General features: G+C 64.9%; 15 protein-coding genes. 10 read left to right on the top strand and 5 right to left on the bottom strand.

What is annotated here, in order from left to right; genetic code table 11:
* The first annotated feature begins 8 nt into the window (after positions 1 to 8).
* Together J4D28_RS21735 and J4D28_RS21740 are read left to right on the top strand one after the other, a co-directional pair.
* Positions 9 to 2150 (top strand): peptidase domain-containing ABC transporter, encoded by a 2142-nt coding sequence (locus J4D28_RS21735; RefSeq protein WP_103331582.1) that lies wholly within the window; start codon positions 9 to 11, stop codon positions 2148 to 2150.
* Positions 2150 to 3559: a TolC family protein gene (locus J4D28_RS21740; RefSeq protein WP_103331583.1), complete on the top strand. Its 1410-nt coding sequence runs from the start codon at positions 2150 to 2152 to the stop codon at positions 3557 to 3559. The genes J4D28_RS21735 and J4D28_RS21740 overlap by 1 nt, the downstream gene beginning before the upstream one ends.
* Before the next feature lie 147 nt (positions 3560 to 3706).
* Here the strand turns inward: J4D28_RS21740 and J4D28_RS21745 are convergent, their stop codons facing one another.
* The 3 genes from J4D28_RS21745 to J4D28_RS21755 form a co-directional block, all read right to left on the bottom strand.
* The gene (locus J4D28_RS21745; protein WP_016705245.1) at positions 3707 to 3919 is read right to left on the bottom strand and encodes a hypothetical protein; all 213 of its coding nucleotides are present in this window, start codon (positions 3917 to 3919) and stop codon (positions 3707 to 3709) included.
* A 279-nt stretch (positions 3920 to 4198) separates the two neighbouring features.
* The gene (locus J4D28_RS21750; protein WP_009049081.1) at positions 4199 to 4996 is read right to left on the bottom strand and encodes an ABC transporter ATP-binding protein; all 798 of its coding nucleotides are present in this window, start codon (positions 4994 to 4996) and stop codon (positions 4199 to 4201) included.
* A gap of 1 nt (position 4997) precedes the next feature.
* Positions 4998 to 5882, bottom strand: a complete 885-nt coding sequence (locus tag J4D28_RS21755; protein WP_028684014.1) for an ABC transporter permease — start codon at positions 5880 to 5882, stop codon at positions 4998 to 5000.
* A 394-nt stretch (positions 5883 to 6276) separates the two neighbouring features.
* Between J4D28_RS21755 and J4D28_RS21760 the strand changes: the two genes are divergently transcribed.
* Complete coding sequence (locus J4D28_RS21760) at positions 6277 to 7365, top strand: LLM class flavin-dependent oxidoreductase (RefSeq protein ID WP_028684015.1); 1089 nt, start codon at positions 6277 to 6279, stop codon at positions 7363 to 7365.
* 544 nt (positions 7366 to 7909) lie between these two features.
* On the opposite strand, the gene J4D28_RS21765 is transcribed toward J4D28_RS21760, so the two are convergent.
* Both J4D28_RS21765 and J4D28_RS21770 read right to left on the bottom strand, forming a co-directional pair.
* Positions 7910 to 8704: a class II aldolase/adducin family protein gene (locus J4D28_RS21765; protein ID WP_053269079.1), complete on the bottom strand. Its 795-nt coding sequence runs from the start codon at positions 8702 to 8704 to the stop codon at positions 7910 to 7912.
* Positions 8705 to 8845: 141 nt separating this feature from the next.
* Positions 8846 to 9751 carry a LysR family transcriptional regulator gene (locus tag J4D28_RS21770; protein WP_103331957.1) on the bottom strand — a complete coding sequence of 302 codons (906 nt, stop codon included), beginning with the start codon at positions 9749 to 9751 and terminating at the stop codon, positions 8846 to 8848.
* A gap of 233 nt (positions 9752 to 9984) precedes the next feature.
* Between J4D28_RS21770 and J4D28_RS21775 the strand changes: the two genes are divergently transcribed.
* The 7 genes from J4D28_RS21775 to J4D28_RS21805 all read left to right on the top strand — a co-directional run bounded on the left by J4D28_RS21775 (position 9985) and on the right by J4D28_RS21805 (position 17845).
* A complete protein-coding gene (locus J4D28_RS21775; protein ID WP_041983742.1) occupies positions 9985 to 10593 on the top strand; it encodes a cysteine dioxygenase in 609 nt (202 codons plus the stop codon).
* Entirely contained in the window at positions 10590 to 12173 is a 1584-nt protein-coding gene (locus J4D28_RS21780; RefSeq protein WP_103331956.1) for a rhodanese-related sulfurtransferase, read from the top strand. The genes J4D28_RS21775 and J4D28_RS21780 overlap by 4 nt, the downstream gene beginning before the upstream one ends.
* 133 nt (positions 12174 to 12306) lie before the next feature.
* Positions 12307 to 13278, top strand: a complete 972-nt coding sequence (locus J4D28_RS21785) for an ABC transporter substrate-binding protein (protein WP_028684017.1) — start codon at positions 12307 to 12309, stop codon at positions 13276 to 13278.
* A 27-nt stretch (positions 13279 to 13305) separates the two neighbouring features.
* Positions 13306 to 14658 (top strand): LLM class flavin-dependent oxidoreductase, encoded by a 1353-nt coding sequence (locus J4D28_RS21790; protein ID WP_103331955.1) that lies wholly within the window; start codon positions 13306 to 13308, stop codon positions 14656 to 14658.
* On the top strand, positions 14655 to 15665 hold the full coding sequence (locus tag J4D28_RS21795; RefSeq protein ID WP_103331954.1) for an ABC transporter substrate-binding protein: 1011 nt from the start codon (positions 14655 to 14657) through the stop codon (positions 15663 to 15665). Before J4D28_RS21790 ends, J4D28_RS21795 begins: the two co-directional genes overlap by 4 nt.
* A gap of 36 nt (positions 15666 to 15701) precedes the next feature.
* Entirely contained in the window at positions 15702 to 16889 is a 1188-nt protein-coding gene (locus J4D28_RS21800; RefSeq protein ID WP_103331953.1) for an acyl-CoA dehydrogenase family protein, read from the top strand.
* Positions 16886 to 17845 (top strand): D-isomer specific 2-hydroxyacid dehydrogenase family protein, encoded by a 960-nt coding sequence (locus tag J4D28_RS21805; protein WP_103331952.1) that lies wholly within the window; start codon positions 16886 to 16888, stop codon positions 17843 to 17845. Before J4D28_RS21800 ends, J4D28_RS21805 begins: the two co-directional genes overlap by 4 nt.
* Positions 17846 to 17986: the final 141 nt, after the last annotated feature.

The following is a 17986-nucleotide window of genomic DNA, read 5'->3' on the forward strand; positions in this document are numbered from 1 at the left end:
AACCTTCAATGGCATTTCTCGACGCACTCGCGCTGCGTATAGGTCGGCGCTTGCCGCTGGTATTGCAGACCGAAGCTACCGAATGTGGCCTGGCCTGCCTGGCGATGATCGCCGGCTACCACGGTTACCACACGGACCTGATGGACTTGCGGCGACGCTTCAGTGTGTCGCTCAAGGGCGCTTCCCTGAAGCAGTTGATCCAGACCGCACACCAACTGCAACTGGGGACTCGCCCGGTGAAACTGGCCCTGGACGATCTCGGCAAGCTGAAGCTGCCCTGCGTGCTGCACTGGAACTTCAACCACTTTGTGGTGCTGAAGGCGGTCGACGCCCGCGGCGTCACGCTCCACGACCCGGCCCGCGGGTTGTGTCGCTTGAGCCTGGAAGAAACCTCGCGCAGTTTCACCGGCGTCGCCATGGAGCTTTGGCCGGACCGCGGTTTCGAGGTACAGGCCGCCAAGCCGCGCATCCGTCTGCTGGACATGATGGGCCGGGTCACCGGGCTGTATCGCTCGTTGACCCAGGTGCTGTTGCTGTCCGGCGCGCTGGAGCTGTTTGCCCTGGTCGGCCCGTTCTTCCTGCAATGGACCCTGGACAACGTCATTGTCAGCGAGGACCGCGACCTGCTCAGTACCCTGGCGCTGGGTTTCGGCCTGTTGCTGCTGATGCAGCAGGCCGTCAGCGGGGTGCGCGCCTGGGTGATGATGCACCTGAGTACCCTGCTTAGCGTGCAGTGGCAGGCCAACGTGTTCAGCCACCTGTTGCGCTTGCCGATCCAGTACTTCGAAAAACGTCACCTGGGCGACGTGGTCTCGCGCTTCGGTTCAGTGGACAACATTCAGCAGACCCTTACCGCCGCCTTTCTCTCAGCGATCCTTGACGGCCTGATGACCATCGCCACCCTGGCCATGATGCTGCTCTACAGCCCGGTGCTGGCGGCGGTTTCCATTGCTGCCATGAGCCTTTACGCCCTTGGGCGTTGGGCCTGGTACCGCCCGCTGCGCAACGCCACGCAAGAGCAGATCGTGCATGCGGCCCGCCAAGAGAGCCACTTTCTGGAAACCGTCCGCGGAATCCGCCCGCTCAAGCTGTTCCAGCGCCAGGAGGAGCGCCGCTCGGTCTGGCTCGGCCTGCTGGTCGAGCAGATCAACGCGGGGCTGCGTACCCAGAAGCTGCAACTGCTCTACCAGCAGATGAATGGGCTGCTGTTCGGCGTGGAAAACCTGTTGGTGATCTGGCTCGGCGCGACCCTGGTGATGGACGGCCAGTTCAGCGTCGGCGTGTTTATGGCCTTCAATGCCTACAAGTTGCAGTTCGACAGCCGGGTGGCCAGCCTGATCGACAAGTTCTTCGAGCTGCGCATGTTGCAGCTACAGGGCGAACGGCTGGCCGACATCGTCCTGCAGCCCGCCGAAGAAGCGTTTGCCGGCAGCGTGCCCGAGGATCTGCGCGAGCGTCCGGCCAGCCTGCAGGTTCGCGGCCTGCGCTACCGCTACTCCGAGCAGGAACCCTGGGTGCTCGACGGGCTCGACCTGGACATTGCCGCCGGTGAGTCGGTGGCCATCGTCGGCCCCTCCGGCTGCGGCAAGAGCACCCTGTTCAACGTCCTGCTCGGCATTCTTCCGCCGAGCCAGGGCCAGGTCCGCGTGGCCGGCCTGGAACTCTCGCAGTTGGGGCTCAATGGCCTGCGCGAGCTGGTCGGGACGGTGATGCAGGACGATGTGCTGTTCGCCGGCTCGTTGTCGCAGAACATCAGCTTCTTCGATTCCAGGGTGGACATGCCCTGGCTGATCGAGTGCGCGCAAATGGCCGCGATCCACGACGACATACAAGCCATGCCGATGGGCTACAACACCCTGGTCGGCGATATGGGCACCGTGCTCTCCGGTGGGCAGAAGCAGCGGGTCATGCTGGCTCGGGCCTTGTACAAGAAACCGAAAATCCTGTTCCTCGACGAGGCCACCAGCCACCTCGATGTTCACTGCGAACAACGCGTCAACGCCGCCATCCGTGGCCTGCGCATTACCCGGATCATGATCGCCCATCGCCCGGAAACCATCGGCTCGGCAGACCGGGTGGTGGTGCTCGGGCAGGGCAAGGTGGAAAGCGACGAAACCCGTGCGCACCCGGCCACACGGGAGCGAAGCTGATGCGCGCGGTTCGGTGTTTGCTGCTCGGCTTGCTGGGTGCAGCCTCCTGCGCCGCGGCCTACGAGCCCGATGTGTTCGCTACCGCCGATGAAGTCTCCAGCCGGGCCGTGTACGACCTTGGCGGCAGTGGCCTGCCTTGCCACACCGCTGCACCGCGCGGTGAACTGAGCCTGGAGGACGCCATTGAGCGCATCCTCTGTCACGATCCCCGGACGCGCCTCGCCTGGGCCAATGCCAAGGCTAGCGCGGCGCAGGTAGGGATTGGCCGGGCCGCCTTCCTGCCGCGCCTGCAAGGGCGTCTTGAGGGCAGCCATGGCTACAGCGACCTGGACAGTCGCGACATGCCCCAGCAGTCCGGCCATAGTCGCAGCCACGCTACCGGCCTCGAGCTGAGCTGGGTGCTGTTCGACTTCGGTCGTCGCAGCGCCACCCTGCACAATGCCCAGCAACTGCTGCTGGCGGCCACCGCCAGCCAGGACGCGGTCCTCCAGAACACCTTCGCCCTCGCCGCCCAGGCTTATTACGACGCCCTCTGCGCTCAGCGCAGCCTCGTCGCCTCGAGCCAGGTGGCAGAGCTGGCGGCGCAGAACCTCAAGGCGGCCGATGCGAAATACCAGGCGGGCGCCGCTGCCCTTTCCGACCGCCTGCAGGCGCAGACCGCCTTGTCCCAGGCGAGGCTGAAACAGGTCAGGGATGAGGGGTCCCTACGCCAGGCTGTCGGCCTTATCGCCCTGCGCATGGGCCTGCCGCCGGACATCCCGCTGCATCTCTCCAGCGAACTGGATGCACAACCCGATACCGGTTTCGTCAAGGCCATCGACCAACTGCTGGCCGAGGCCCGCAGCAGCCACCCTGCCCTGCACGCCGCCCAGGCGCGACTGAAAGCGGCTGACGCGTCTCTGCAGGAAAGCCGCGCCGCCGGCCGCCCCAGCCTGACGTTGAGCGCTAACCTGGGGCGTCGCTACACCGAGCAGCCGTGGGTGTTCAACGGCGACATCCGCGAACGCGAACGCAGCATCGGCTTGCAGCTGAACATCCCTCTGTTCGAAGGCTTCGAGCGTACTTACCAGATCCGCAATGCCCTCGCCCGCCGGGAAGCCAGCGAAGCCGAATTGGCCGAAGTCGAGCAGCAGATTTCGCTGGAGGCCTGGAGCAACTATCAATTGCTCGGCGTCGAGACCCGCAGCCTGGTGCGCACTCGCGAACTGGTCGAGCAGTCGCGTCAAACCCTGGAGGTTGTCCAGGGGCGGTACCGTTCCGGCGTCGGCAGCATGATCGAGATGCTCAATGCACTGACTGCCTACTCCAGCGCGCAGGAGCAGCACATACAGGCCCTCGGCGCCTGGCAGGTCTTGCGCCTGCGCCTGGCCGCCAGCCTGGGTCGACTGGGCTTCTGGACGCTGCGATAAGGTGAAGCCGGGAGGCTCATCGGCGGGTAATGGGAGGTCCGGCACTCAGTCAGTGCCGGCGAGTAAAAACGCCAGAAACAGTTTCTGGCGTTAGTGCAATGTTCATTGTTTTTATTATTTATAAAACATCGGGCAACTGGTAGTCGTTCAGTTGAACGGCCAGCCGGTCCAGCCATTCTTTATATTAATACCGATGCCGCCCTTGCCAGGAGCGCCAACGCCGATATTACCCGTGCCACCATTGTTCTTGATCAGGTCAGCCAGGTCGTTCAGGTTGGTGTCGGTAGTCACTTTTTTTCCGCCGATGGTCAAGCCGGCGCCCGATACGACGTCTATTTCCATATCGTTCAGATTGCGCATGTTTCATTCCTTTCCAAAGATTCATCTATCAGCTTTCCCGACAATCCGGTACTCGATTTTTCCGGATAGCAGGAAAGAGTCATTTCATCTTTCATGCAAAAAGATGCGGAATAATTAAAACAAACAACAATATCGGATACTTCTGAAAGTGCTATTGACGAGTCGGTTCAGCCTGTCGCTGGCGCACCCACTACACCGTTCTGCAGTACGCGTCCCAAAGAGCCCGCGGTGGCGAGACACCCGGCAACATCAGGTTGGAGATCTTCCGCAAGCGAACACTCAGCCATGGGCGAACCGCCGGACACTCGAAGGCTGACGCGCAGTGCCGGCCGCTGGCAACGCAGGCTCCACCGCTTCCACCCCCAGCAGGCTCAGCAAACGCGCGCGGATCTCCTGGAAACCGTCCTGGCCGGTGTCCCGCGCGCGTGGCAGGTCGATGCTCAGTTGCTCGGCGATCTTGCCGTTGGCCAGCACGATGACCCGATCGGCCAGGAGGATGGCTTCGTCGACATCGTGGGTCACCAGCAGCACCGCCGGCGTGTGTTTGCGCCAGAGGTCGATGATCAGTCGGTGCATGCGGATCCGGGTCAGCGCATCCAGCGCGGCGAAGGGTTCGTCGAGCAATAGCAGCTTGGGCTCGCGCACCAGGCCGCGGGCCAGGGCCACGCGCTGGGCTTCGCCGCCGGAGAGCGTCGCCGGGTAGGCTTCCAGGCGGTGGGCCAGGCCGACTTCGGTCAGGGCCTGCACCGCGCGGGCACGGGCGTTGGGGATGCGCAGGCCAAGGATCACGTTCTTCCAGGCGCGCTTCCAGGGCATCAGGCGCGGCTCCTGGAACACCGCGGCGCGCGCCTTGGGCACTCGCAACTGGCCGCTGTCGATGCTGTCGAGCCCGGCCAGGCTGCGCAGCAAGGTGGTCTTGCCCGAACCGCTGGCGCCCAGCAGCGCGACGAATTCCCCCGGGGCGATGTCCAGGTCCAGGCCGTCGATGACCCGCTGCTCGCCGAACTGGCGCACCACATTGCGCAGTTGTACCGGGTGGGCGGTCTTGGGCGCGTTTACACGATCGATGCTCGACATATCAATTCCTCACGAAAGTTGGGCGCCAGGCCAGGGCGAAACGTTCCAGGGTGCGGATCAGGCCGTCGATCAGCAGGCCGAGGACGCTGTAGATCAGCAGGCAGATGACGATCACGTCGGTGCGCATGAAGTCCCGCGCGTCACTGGCCAGGTAACCGATGCCGGCGGTGGTGTTGATCTGCTCGACGAACACCAGGGCCAGCCAGGAAATCCCCAGGGAATAGCGCAGGCCGACGAAAAACGAGGGCAAGGCGCCCGGCAGGATCACGTGCCAGATCAGCTCGCGCCGGCTCAGGCCCAGGGTGTTGGCGGCCTCGATCAGCTTGGGGTCGATGTTGCGGATACCGGCGAACAGGTTCAGGTACACCGGGAACGTGGTGCCGGTGACGATCAGGGCGATCTTGGTGAACTCGCCGATGCCGAACCAGAGAATGAACAGCGGCACCAGGGCCAGCGAAGGGATGGTGCGCAGCATCTGCATCGGCGAATCCAGCACCACCTCGCCGCGTTTCGACAGGCCGCTGATCAGCGCCGCGACCACGCCGATACTGACGCCGATGCTCAAGCCCACCAGCGCCCGTTGCAGCGACACCAGCAGGTGCTTGCCCAGTTCGCCGGAGGCGATCATGGCCCAGAGCGTGCCGCCGATCTGCGACGGCGCGGCGATCACTCGCTGGGGAATCAGCCCCCAGCGCGACGCCAGCTCCCACAACAACAGCAGCACGATCGGGCTGATCAGCCGCAGCAACGCCTCGGGGGTGCGCCAAGTGCGCAGCCACAGCGGGATCCACTGCGCCCCAGCCTGCCCCGTGCCATCCCGGCGAACGGCCTTGTCGACGGAAAACGAGCTGCTGGCGCCCGGTGTCTCGAAAGTCTTGTCGCTCATCAGGCTTCCTTCCTCATCAAGCCCATGGCCGGAGGCGCCATGTTTCAGCTTCGAATTCATGCTATTCGCATAAAAAATCGCAGTGAAATTCTTTTTAGGAATAACCTAATATGATTAAAAATCAGATAGAAAATTAACCAGATAAATTATTTGCATAGTAAGACGACTCGGCCAACGCCCTTTGCCGGGTATGCGGATGCAGCGCTATAAAATGCACATTACTGATACAGGAATATTTAAATAATCAGTTAATTTAATAATTAACTTAGAACAAAACGGCATTTCACACCCCGCCGCGCTGCGCCTACTTTCGACACCACGGACCGACCCCTTGCCCGGTGGAGGCTGAATCACGCCTATTGAAAAACTATTGGAAGAAAACAGGGAATCCACCATGAGTATCGAATTCATCGGTTTTATCGGCGGCCACCACGCCTCGGAAATCCACCCGCGCAGCGGCCCCGTGCTGCAACCCGACTACGTGGAGAAAGTCGCCCGCGCCCATGAAGACGCCGGCTTTGACCGCGCCCTGGTGGCGTTCCACTCCAACAGCCCGGACAGCACCCTGATCGCCGCGCACGCCGCCAGCGTGACGAAAAAGCTCAAGTTCCTGATCGCCCATCGCCCGGGTTTCGCCGCGCCGACCCTGGCCGCGCGCCAGTTCACCACCCTGGATGTGTTCAATGGCGGGCGCACCGCGGTGCACATCATCACCGGTGGCGACGATCGCGAACTGCGTGCCGACGGCAGCTACATCGACAAGGACCAGCGCTACGCCCGCACCGACGAATACCTGGACGTGCTGCGCCAGGAATGGACCAGCGGCCAGCCCTTCGACTATCAAGGCCAGTATTACCAGGTCGAGGGTGCGTATTCGGCGGTGCAGTCACCGCAACAGCCGCACATCCCGCTGTATTTCGGCGGCTCCTCGGCGGCGGCCATCGCCGTGGCTGGCAAACATGCGGACGTCTATGCGTTGTGGGGCGAAACCTACGAGCAGGTGCGCGAAGTGGTGAGCCAGGTGCGTGCCGAGGCCGCCAGGCATGGTCGCAGCATCAGGTTCAGCCTGTCGTTGCGGCCGATCCTGGCGGACACCGAGGAGCAGGCCTGGGCACGCGCCGAGCGCATCCTGCAGCAGGCTACGGCCCTCGCCGAGCAGAACGGTTTTGTCCGCCGCGAACCACCGAATGAAGGTTCGCGCCGCCTGCTGGCGGCAGCGGCCCAGGGCTCGCGCCTGGACAAGCGCCTATGGACCGGCATCGCCGGGCTGCTCGGCGCCCAGGGCAACTCGACGTCCCTGGTTGGCACCCCGGAGCAAGTGGCCGAAGCCCTGCTCGACTATTACGACCTGGGCATCACCACCTTCCTGATCCGCGGCTTCGACCCGCTCGAGGACGCCATCGACTATGGCCAGCGCCTGATCCCGCTGACCCGCAAGCTGGTGGCCGAGCGCGAGCGGCTGGCCGCGGAAAAAGTTGCCTGAGCTGGACCCCGACGCATAGAGCCCTGATCGTCCTGTAGCCGCTGCCGCAGGCTGCGATCGGGGCACAGCCCCGCCAACCTGACGACGCGCTATCACTGACCTGCGGCGGCGTCTGGCCTGGCGACCGCTGCGCGGTCGTTCGCAGCCTCGCTTCGGCTCGGCAGCGGCTACAGAGCATCGCTCATTGCTGGATGCATACCTTGTAGCCGCTGGCGCAGCCTGCGATCGGGGCATAGCCCCGCCAACCTGACGATGCGGTATCACTGAACTGCGGCGGCGTTTGGTTTGGCGACCGCTGCGCGGTCGTTCGCAGCCTCGCTTCGCTCGGCAGCGGCTACAGAGCATCACGCCTGCTGGATGGATGCCTTGTAGCCGCTGCCGAAGGCTGCGATCGGCTGCGCAGCAGACGCAAAACCGGAGACTGCGGTTTGTCAGGCAGACCGCATGTTGCGGATTCACGGCTGCCGGGTCGGAATGCCGCCCAAGCCAATCGCAGGCTACGCCGGCGGCCACAGTACGTAAGCGCGTTTCTGTGTCCGTACCATCACTCCTTATAAGCCGTATCGCTGCGCTCCAACTGGCGGATCAGCGCATTCCAGTGCCGGGCGACGCCCGGTCCGTCGCCACTCTTGAAGGCTTCGGCCTGCTTCTCGACCTTGGCCACCACCTCGGCCGGCGGGTAGATCAGCTCGGTATTGCCGCTGGCCTGGGCGGCGATCTGGATGTTGCAGGCGCGCTCCAGGTAATGCAGTTGCTGGAACGCATGCTCGACGCTGATGCCTGCGGTGAGCAGCCCGTGGTTGCGCAGGATCAGCACGCTCTTGTCCCCCAGGTCCGCCACCAGCCGTTCGCGCTCGTCGAGGTCGAGGGCGATGCCTTCATAGCCGTGGTAGGCCACGCGTCCGGAAAAGCCGATGGCGTGCTGGGAGATCGGCAACAGGCCGTCGCGCTGGGCGGACACCGCGATGCCGTCGCGAGTGTGGGTGTGCAGGACCGCCTGCAGGTCAGGACGGGCGCCATGGATTGCGCTGTGGATCACATAACCGGCGTAGTTGATCCCGAGGCCCGTGGGGTCGTCGACGATAGTGCCGTCAATGTCGACCTTGACCAGGTTGGAAGCGCTGATTTCGTCGAACAGCAAGCCGAAGGCGTTGATCAGGAAATGCTCGTCGGGCCCCGGCACCCGCGCGGAAAAGTGCGTGTAGATGTGATCGGTCCACTTGTACAAGGCCGCCAGCCGGTAGGCCGCGGCGAGCTTCACGCGCACCTCCCACTCTTCGGGGCTGACACGCTGGCGAACATTTTTCGAGACGCTGGATAACGGGCTGACGCTGCTCATGGCAAAACTTCCTGGATGGCCTTGAAGGAACTCCAGCAAGCCTAGGGGAAGGCAAAAGATAATAAAAAGCACATTTTAATCTAAGCTAATTATCATTATTTTTTATTTTAAACCGCCCTGCCCTTGCCCTCTTTCAACCACTCACGCGGCACTCTTGATCTTCTGCAGCGAGCCGGCGACCAGCTTGCCAAAGGCATCCACCGGCCCTTGCAGGTTGCCGAGAAAATGCGGGTAGATCAGCCACAGGTCCATCACCGGCTTGAAGTCCTTGAGCGGCATCGCCGCCAGTTGCTCGCGGTGGGCGCTGCGCTCCAGCAACGGCCGCGGCACCAGGCCGAGGCCCAGGCCATCGGCGACCAGGCCCAACTGCAACTCGGTGCCAAAGGTTTCCAGGTTGACCCGCAGGGCCAGGCCCTGGTCCGACAGGGTGCGTTGCAGCCCGGCGCGGAAGCCGCAGCCGTCCGGATTGAGAATCCAGCCGTTCTGGTAAATGTCCGCGAGCTTGCACGGGCGCTTGGGCAACTGCGCCTTGGCGCAGACCACCACCAATTCCATCTTGCCGATCGACTCGCCAATGATGTTGTCCGGGAAGATCTTGCCGGCCGGGAACAGCGCGGCCGCCGCGTCCAGCTCGCCGCGCTCGATCTTGCCCACCAGCTGGCTGCCCCAGCCCGTGGCCACCTGGGCGCGCAGTTCGGGGTATTCGACGCGCAGGTGCTTGAGGGCATCGAGCAGCACCACATCGCCGATGGTCTGCGGCACGCCCAGGCGCAACAGCCCGGTGGGCGGCGCGTCGGTGGCCACCAGTTCGCGCAGGGCATCCATTTCCCGCAGGATCAGCCGGCACTGTTCGTACACCCGGGTACCGATCAGCGTGGGCTTGAGCGGCTTGGTGTTGCGGTCGAACAGCTCCACGCCCAAGGCCTGCTCGAAGTTCTGCACCCGCCGGGTGATCGCCGGTTGCGTCAGTTGCAAGGTCTCGGCGGCATGGCTGATGGACTGGCAACGAATCACTTCGACAAAGGCGTCGATATCATCAATTTTCATTTGGCCCGCACATAGAGAACAGTCATTAAGATGTTCGAAAAGCATAGTTTGAATGCGCGTAGCTGGATAGCCTGGCGCATCTATCGATAACGTCTAACGCTATTCACATGGGTTCTAAATTCCTTTCAGCTATAACCTAATCATAAAAAAATAGCATATTAAGAAAAATCATTATGCTTAAATCCTGATAACGAACCCTGATATCGAACTTAGACCACGACCACGGAGTCGCCATGACCCAGGCCCGACACCCGGAGAGACTCAGAGCATTCATAGGCGCCCTGGCGGAGCTGATCGACAGCCACCCCCGCGAAGGCGACCTGCTGCACCGCGGCGGCAAGCTGCTGGCCCAGCTGGTCAGCCATGACGACTGGCTGCCCGAGGACTTCGCCCGCCCCGATCCGGAGCGCTACCAACAGTATTTGTTGCATGCCGATTCCCGGCAGCGCTTCAGCATCGTCAGTTTTGTCTGGGGGCCGGGGCAACGCACGCCGATCCACGACCACCGGGTCTGGGGGCTGATCGGCATGTTGCGCGGCTCGGAGTACTCACAAGGTTTCGCCCGCCACAGCGACGGCAGCCTGCGGGCCGAGGGCCAGCGGATCCAACTGCTGCCCGGCCAGGTCGAGGCGGTGTCGCCGAAGATCGGTGACATCCATCAGGTCAGCAATGCCTTCGACGATCAGGTGTCGATCAGCATCCATGTCTACGGCGCCAATATCGGTGCCGTGCGCCGCGCGGTGTACCAAGCCGACGGCAGCGAAAAACTGTTCATTTCCGGTTATTCCAACGCCTTCCTGCCCAATATCTGGGACCTGTCCAAAGAGAGCCAAGCCCTATGAGCACAGCACCTACCCGCTCTTACCCGCAGATCCGCCAGGCGCTGCTGAACCGTGAAGAGCTGGCCCTCGTCGATGTGCGCGAAGAGGCGCCCTTCGCCCAGGGGCATCCGCTGTTCGCCGCCAATATCCCGCTGTCGAAACTGGAGCTGGAGGTGTATGCGCGCATTCCCCGGCGCGATACCCAAATCACCGTCTATGACCATGGCGAAGGCCTGGCGGAACGCGCGGTGCAGCGCCTGCAAGCGCTGGGCTACAGCAATGTGAGCCTGCTCGAAGGCGGCCTGGACGGCTGGCGCGACGCCGGCGGCGAGTTGTTCATCGATGTCAATGTGCCGAGCAAGGCCTTCGGCGAACTGGTGGAAAGCCAACGGCATACGCCGTCCCTGGCGGCGGAAGAAGTCCAGGCCCTGCTCGACAGCCAGGCGGACCTGGTGGTGCTCGACGCCCGGCGCTTCGACGAATACCAGACCATGAGCATTCCCCGTGGCATCAGCGTGCCGGGGGCGGAGCTGGTGCTGCGCGCCCGCGAGCTGGCGCCGGACCCGGCGACCCGGATCATCGTCAACTGCGCCGGCCGCACCCGCAGCATCATCGGCACCCAGTCGCTGATCAACGCCGGCATCGCCAACCCGGTGGCTGCCCTGCGCAACGGCACCATCGGCTGGACCCTGGCCGGGCAGGCGCTGGAGCACGGCCAGTCGCGGCGCTTCGCACCTACCAGCGAAGCCCATCGCGCTGTCGCCGCCGATGACGCCCGGCGAGTGGCCGACAAGGCGCGGGTGGGCCGCGCCAGCCTCGACGACCTGCAACGCTGGCAGCAGGAAACGCAGCGCAGCACCTACCTGTTCGACGTGCGCACCCCGGAAGAATTCGAGGCCGGCCACCTGCCCGCGGCCCGCTCCACCCCCGGCGGGCAACTGGTGCAGGAAACCGATCACTTCGCCAGTGTGCGCGGCGCGCGCCTGGTGCTGGTGGACGACGATGGCGTGCGCGCCAATATGTCCGCGTCCTGGCTGGCCCAGCTGGGCTGGCAGGTCTACGTGCTGGATGACCTGCAGCCCGCGCATTTCAGCGAACAAGGCCCGTGGCAGGCACCGGTGCCCGCAGCGCCGCAGGCCGAGGAAATCAGCCCCGAGACCCTGGCCCAGTGGCTGGCCGAAGGCGACAGCCTGGTGCTGGACTTCACCAGCAGCGCCAACTACGTCAAACGGCATATCCCGGGCGCCTGGTGGGCCTTGCGCGCGCAGTTGCCGGAGGTTCTGGCCAAGCTGCCGCCGGCCGAGCGTTATGTGCTGACCTGCGGCAGCAGCCAGCTGGCGCGGCTGGCGGTCGCCGAGGTCGAGGCCCTGACCGGCAAGCCGGTGTTCCTGCTGCACCAGGGCACCGCCAGCTGGATTGACGCGCAGCTGCCGCTGGAAACGGGCGAAACCCGCCTGGCCTCGCCGCGCATCGACCGTTATCGCCGGCCCTACGAGGGCACCGATAACCCCCGCGAAGCCATGCAAGCCTACCTGGACTGGGAGTTCGGATTGGTGGAGCAGCTGGCCCGCGACGGCACCCACGGTTTTTATGTGATCTGAACCGCGTGATCTGAAACAGCCCGGCTTATGTGCCTTCACCGGCCCATGAGCCACCTGACGCAACACCCGGACCGACCCCTTTCTCCAGGCGGAGGTGACCCTAACCACCGACACCCGCCTGGAGCCTGTCGTCATGCGCGTTACCCTGCCCTTCCTCACCCCGCTGTTGCTGGCTGTCACTTTTGCTCTTGCCGCCACGGCGCAGGCCGCCGACCTGCAACCGCTGCGGGTGGCCAATCAGAAGTCGACGATCAAGGTCCTGCTGGAAGTCTCCGGCGAACTGAAGGACGTGCCCTATGAAATCCAGTTCTCCGAATTCCCCGCCGCCGCGCCCCTGGGCGAGGCGCTGAATGCCGGCGCCGTGGACATCGGCGGCCTGGGCGATGCGCCCTATGTGTTCGCCCTCGGCGCCGGTGCGCCGCTCAAGGTGGTCAGCATCGTCCACGCCGAGGGGCGCTACACCACGGCCATTCTGGCGCCCAGGGACTCGCCGCTGAACGATGCCCGCGACCTCAAGGGCAAGCGCATCGTCACCACCCGCGGTTCCATCGGCCACTTCCTGGCGATCAAGGCCCTGCGCAGCGTCGGCCTGAGCACCCGGGACGTGCAGTTCATCTACCTGCTGCCCAGCGAGTCGCGCATCCTCCTGGACAACGGCAGCGCCGACGCCTGGTCGACCTGGGACCCTTACACCACCATCGCCACCACCCAGAGCCAGGCCAAGGTGCTGGTCAGCGGCGACAACCTGCTGAGCAACCACCTGTACCTGGCCGCCACCCGCCAGGCGATCACCGACAAACGCCAGCAGCTCGAAGACTTCGTCGCCCGGGTCGATCGCGCCTACCGCTGGACCAACGCTCATCCCCAGGAGTTCGCCGCCGCCCAGGCCCAGGTCACCGGCCTGCCGCTGGCCGTGCACCTGGCGGTGGCACAGGCCACGCACATGCAGCCGGTGGCGATCGACGACCAGGTCATCGGCGGCCTGCAAACCACCGCGGACATCTACCGCGAGGAAGGCATCCTCAGCCGGCCCATCGACGTCTCCCAGGGCTTCGACAAGAGCTTCAACGCCCCGCGCGTGCAACTCAACCAGGCATCCCGCTAACCAGACTACGGATTCAGGAGCATCACCATGAGCAAACAACGTCAATTGAAACTCGGCGCGATGGTCCATGGCGTCGGTCACGGCTGGGGCGAATGGCGCCACCCGCGGGCCCTGGCCAACGCCAGCGTGAACTTCGACTTCTATAAACAGCAGGCGCAACTGGCCGAGGCGGCGAAGTTCGACTTCGTGTTCATCGCCGACAGCCTGCACATCCATGAAAAGTCCAGCCCGCACTACCTCAACCGCTTCGAGCCGCTGACCGTCCTCTCGGCCCTGGCCGCCAGCACCCGGCATATCGGCCTGGTGGCCACCGTCACCGTCAGCTACACCGAGCCGTTCCAGGTCGCCCGCCAGCTCGCCTCGCTGGACCATATCAGCGGCGGTCGCGCCGGCTGGAACGTGGTCACCTCCTGGCTCAGCGGCACCGCCGACAACTTCGGCAAGGCCGAGCATCCGCCCCATGCCGTGCGCTACCGCATCGCCAAGGAACATGTGGCGGTGGTCCAGGGGCTGTGGGATTCCTGGGAAGACGACGCCTTCGCCTACGACAAGCAGAGCGGCGAATTCTTCACCCCCGGCAAGCTGCATGCGCTGGAGCACAAGGGTGAATTCTTCTCGGTGAAAGGCCCACTGAACATCGCCCGCTCCCGGCAAGGCCAGCCGGTGATTTTCCAGGCCGGCACCTCCGAGGACGGGCGCAATTTCGCCGCCGAGAATGCCGATGCGATTTTCGTCAGCCCCGAAGACTTCAACGAAGCGCGCGCCTACTACCAGGACCTGAAACGCCGCGCCAGCGGCTTTGGCCGCGATCCACAGCTGCTGTCGATCCTGCCCGGCATCCGCCCGATCGTCGGCCGCGATGCCGCGGAGGTCGAAGAGCGCTACCAGCAGGCGGTGGCGCTGGTGAGCATCGAAGATGCGATCGTCGCCCTTGGCCGGCCGTTCAACGACCATGATTTCAGCCAGTACCCGCTGGACGCACCCTTCCCCGAGCTTGGCGATCTGGGCGCCAACAGCCAGAAAGGCGGCTCGGAGCGGATCAAGCAGCTGGCCCGCGACGAGGGCCTGAGCTTGCGCGAAGTGGCCCTGCGCTTCTCGCGGCCACGGCGTGATTTTGTCGGCACCCCCGAGCAGGTCGCCGACGCCATTCAAATCTGGTTCGAAGGTGGTGCGGCCGACGGTTTTATCATCAACTCGCTGCTGCCGGACGGCCTGCAGTACTTCACCGAGCGGGTGGTGCCGGTGCTGCAACAGCGCGGCCTGTTCCGCGATGAGTACAGCGGCCAGACCCTGCGCGACAACCTCGGCCTGCCGGTGCCGGCCAACCGCTACGCCGAGCCATCCCAGGCCGATGCAGCCCAGAGCGAGGCCGTGGCATGAGCGAATACCTCAACCGTCGCGGCTTCCTCGCCGCCAGCTCGCTGGCCGTTGGCGCCCTGGGCTTGTCATCGCTGGGGCTGTCATCTCTGGGTTTTACGCCCCGCGCGTTCGCCCAGAACAACAGCCTGGCCGACCTGACCCTGGGGGTCGCCACCTACCGTGGGCAGGACTCCTATTTTGTCGAGGACGCCGGCACCGCCGATACCCCCTATAAGGTCGAATACTCGGAGTTCGCCGGCGGCAACCTGATCGTCGAGGCCCTGGCCTCGGGCAGCCTGGATGTCGGCGGGATGAGCGAGATCCCGCCGATCTTCTCGATCCAGAGCCATCGCCAGCCACGCCTGATCGCGGTGCTGCAAGGCGACGTGAACAACCAGGTGTTCCTGATTCCCAAGGACTCCAAGGTCGAGTCGGTCGCGCAGTTGCGCGGCAAGCGCGTCGGCTACGTGCGCTCCACCACCTCGCACTATTTCCTGATCAAGGCCTTGAAGGAACAGGGCCTGACCCTGAACGACATCACTGCGGTGGCGCTCACGCCCCAGGACGGCTTCAGCGCCTTCCAGAGCGGCCAGCTGGATGCCTGGGTGATCTATGGCGTGTTTATCCAGCTGGCGAAATTCCGCAGCGGCGCCCGGGTGCTGAAGACCGCCCTCGGCTACCTGTCCGGCAACTACCTGATCGCCGCACGGCCCGCGGCCCTGGAAGAGCCGCTGCGCAAGCAGGCGATCCAGGACTACATCCGGCGCCAGGCGCGCACCCTGGAATGGATCAACGACAACCCCGAGCCCTGGGCGAGCAAGTCGGCGCAGTTGCTGGGCGTCGATAAGGCGGTGTTTCTCGACATGTACAACAACCGCAGCCAGCCGTCGCGAATCATCGCCGTCAACGACCAGGCCATCGCCTCGCAGCAGGCGGTCGCCGACCTGTTCTTCGACTCCGGCGTGCTCAGCGAACGGCTCGACGTCAGCCCCCTGTGGGACCGAAGTTTTGCCTTGCTGCCGCTATGAGCCGGCTCCCAGCCACCTTGATCGAGTGAAGTCACCATGAGTCTTTCTTCTCCCCTGCCGCCCGTGCTGCACCCGGTCGAGGTCGCCGACTTCGACGCCTTGCTGCAACGCATCGGCCAGCAACTGGGCGCCACGGCCCACCTGTATGACGAGAGCGGCGCCTTTCCCCGGGACAACTTCGCCCTGCTGCACCAGCATGGCCTGCTGGCCCTGACGGTGCCCAAGCACCTGGGCGGTGGCGGCGCCAGCCTGGCCCAGGCGCGCAAGGTCATCAGCGCGGTGGCCAAGGGCGAACCCTCCACCGCGCTGATCCTGGTCATGCAGTACCTGCAGCACTCGCGCCTGCAAGACAGCCAGAGCTGGCCCGAAGCCCTGCGCCTGCGGGTGGCCGGCGACGCGGTGCGCGACGGTGCGCTGATCAACGCCCTGCGGGTCGAGCCCGACCTCGGCACCCCGGCCCGCGGCGGCCTGCCGGCGACCATCGCCCGGCGTACCGCCGCCGGCTGGCGCCTCAGCGGGCGCAAGATCTACTCCACCGGCAGCCATGGCCTGAGCTGGTTCAGCGTCTGGGCCCGCAGCACCGACGAAGACCCGCTGGTCGGCGCCTGGCTGGTGCACAAGGACACTCCTGGCATCCGCATCGTCGAGGACTGGGACCACCTGGGCATGCGCGCCACCTGCAGCCATGAAGTGCTGTTCGACAACGTGCTGGTGCCGCTGGACCACGCCGTCAGCGTCAGCCCCTGGAGCGCGCCGCAGCCGGAGCTGGATGGCGAGGGTTTCCTGTGGATGGCGGTGCTGCTGTCGGCGGTCTACGACGGCATCGCCCAGGCCGCGCGGGATTGGCTGGTGGGCTGGCTGGAGACGCGCAAGCCGTCCAACCTCGGCGCCGCCCTGGCGACCCTGCCGCGCTTCCAGGAAACCGTCGGCCATATCGACACCCTGCTGTTCGCCAACCGCAGCCTGCTGGATGCCGCCGCCGAGGGCCATACGCCGGCGAGCAACGCCGCGCAACTGAAGTACCTGGTGACCGGCAACGCGATTCGCGCGGTCGAGCTGGCCATCGAGGCTTCCGGCAACCCCGGCCTGTCGCGCCACAGCCCGCTGCAACGGCATTACCGCGATGTGCTGTGCGGTCGTGTCCACACCCCGCAAAACGATGCCGTGCTGCAAGGCGTCGGCAAGGCGGTATTCGCCCAGCGTCAGAACAAGGACAAGTCATGACCCCACTCGTTATCGCCAGCCAACTGGATGCCGACTTCAACGCGGTGATCCGCCAGCGCCTTGAGCAGACCCACCCCGGGGCCAGGGTGCTCGACGTGCCCGCCGGCGTGCCCAGCGACCTGCCGGCCGAGGTCAGCATCCTGCTGGCGCGGCCGATCAATGTCCGCGGTTACCTGGCGCCGGACACCCCGCCTCCGGGCTGGCCCTATGCGCTGCGCTGGATCCAGGTGGTGTCGTCGGGCATCGACTTCTACCCCCGGTGGCTGTTCAACGGCCCGCCGGTCAGCACCTTGCGTGGCAACGCGGCGGAGAACATCGCCGAGTTCGCCCTGGCCGCGATCTTCGCCGCGGCCAAGCACCTGCCCGAAATCTGGGTGCATGACGCGCAGTGGCATTTCACCGCGCTGACCCCGCTCAAGGGCAGCACCCTGGGGGTTCTCGGCTTTGGCGCGATCGGCCGCAGCCTGGCGGGCAAGGCCCGGGCCCTGGGCCTGAATGTGCTCGCCCTGCGCCAGAGCCAGGCGCCGTTCGAGGTCGAGGGCGTAGAGGCGGCGCGGGACATCCATGAGCTGTTCAGCCGCAGCGACCATCTGGTGCTGGCCGCGCCCTTGACCGAGGCGACCCGGCATATCGTCAATCGCCAGGTGCTGGCCAGCGCCAAGCCCGGCCTGCACCTGATCAATATCGCCCGCGGTGGCCTGCTGGAGGATGCGGCGCTGCTCGACGCGCTGGACAGCGGGCGCATCGGCCTGGCCTCGCTGGATGTCACCGACCCCGAACCCCTGCCCGACGGCCACCCGCTGTATCGCCACCCGCGGGTGCGGCTGTCACCCCATACCTCGGCGATCTCCACCAACAGCGGGCATGACATCGCCGATGGCTTCCTGGCCAATCTCGAACGTTTTCTTGCCGGGCAGCCGTTGGAGAACCCGGCGAATCTCGAGCGCGGTTATTAAGTAGCGCCAGGCACGCCACCGCTATCGCGGGCAAGCCTCGCTCCTACAGGTTATGTGTGATCTGTAGGAGCGAGCGGGCGGCGATCCGACTTGCCCGCGATTTGGTTTCCGGATTCCAAAAACAAACATCAGGAATACGCA

It is taken from the genome of Pseudomonas sp. GW531-T4, assembly GCF_017349615.1.
GTDB classification, from domain to species: Bacteria; Pseudomonadota; Gammaproteobacteria; order Pseudomonadales; family Pseudomonadaceae; genus Aquipseudomonas; species Aquipseudomonas chlororaphis_I.

Excerpts from the sequence above, each read along its gene's own strand:
- J4D28_RS21735 (WP_103331582.1), top strand. The coding sequence starts at position 9 with ATGGCATTTCTCGACGCACTCGCGCTGCGTATAGGTCGGCGCTTGCCG.
- J4D28_RS21740 (WP_103331583.1), top strand. The coding sequence starts at position 2,150 with ATGCGCGCGGTTCGGTGTTTGCTGCTCGGCTTGCTGGGTGCAGCCTCC.
- J4D28_RS21745 (WP_016705245.1), bottom strand. The coding sequence starts at position 3,919 with ATGCGCAATCTGAACGATATGGAAATAGACGTCGTATCGGGCGCCGGC.
- J4D28_RS21750 (WP_009049081.1), bottom strand. The coding sequence starts at position 4,996 with ATGTCGAGCATCGATCGTGTAAACGCGCCCAAGACCGCCCACCCGGTA.
- J4D28_RS21755 (WP_028684014.1), bottom strand. The coding sequence starts at position 5,882 with ATGAGCGACAAGACTTTCGAGACACCGGGCGCCAGCAGCTCGTTTTCC.
- J4D28_RS21760 (WP_028684015.1), top strand. The coding sequence starts at position 6,277 with ATGAGTATCGAATTCATCGGTTTTATCGGCGGCCACCACGCCTCGGAA.
- J4D28_RS21765 (WP_053269079.1), bottom strand. The coding sequence starts at position 8,704 with ATGAGCAGCGTCAGCCCGTTATCCAGCGTCTCGAAAAATGTTCGCCAG.
- J4D28_RS21770 (WP_103331957.1), bottom strand. The coding sequence starts at position 9,751 with ATGAAAATTGATGATATCGACGCCTTTGTCGAAGTGATTCGTTGCCAG.
- J4D28_RS21775 (WP_041983742.1), top strand. The coding sequence starts at position 9,985 with ATGACCCAGGCCCGACACCCGGAGAGACTCAGAGCATTCATAGGCGCC.
- J4D28_RS21780 (WP_103331956.1), top strand. The coding sequence starts at position 10,590 with ATGAGCACAGCACCTACCCGCTCTTACCCGCAGATCCGCCAGGCGCTG.
- J4D28_RS21785 (WP_028684017.1), top strand. The coding sequence starts at position 12,307 with ATGCGCGTTACCCTGCCCTTCCTCACCCCGCTGTTGCTGGCTGTCACT.
- J4D28_RS21790 (WP_103331955.1), top strand. The coding sequence starts at position 13,306 with ATGAGCAAACAACGTCAATTGAAACTCGGCGCGATGGTCCATGGCGTC.
- J4D28_RS21795 (WP_103331954.1), top strand. The coding sequence starts at position 14,655 with ATGAGCGAATACCTCAACCGTCGCGGCTTCCTCGCCGCCAGCTCGCTG.
- J4D28_RS21800 (WP_103331953.1), top strand. The coding sequence starts at position 15,702 with ATGAGTCTTTCTTCTCCCCTGCCGCCCGTGCTGCACCCGGTCGAGGTC.
- J4D28_RS21805 (WP_103331952.1), top strand. The coding sequence starts at position 16,886 with ATGACCCCACTCGTTATCGCCAGCCAACTGGATGCCGACTTCAACGCG.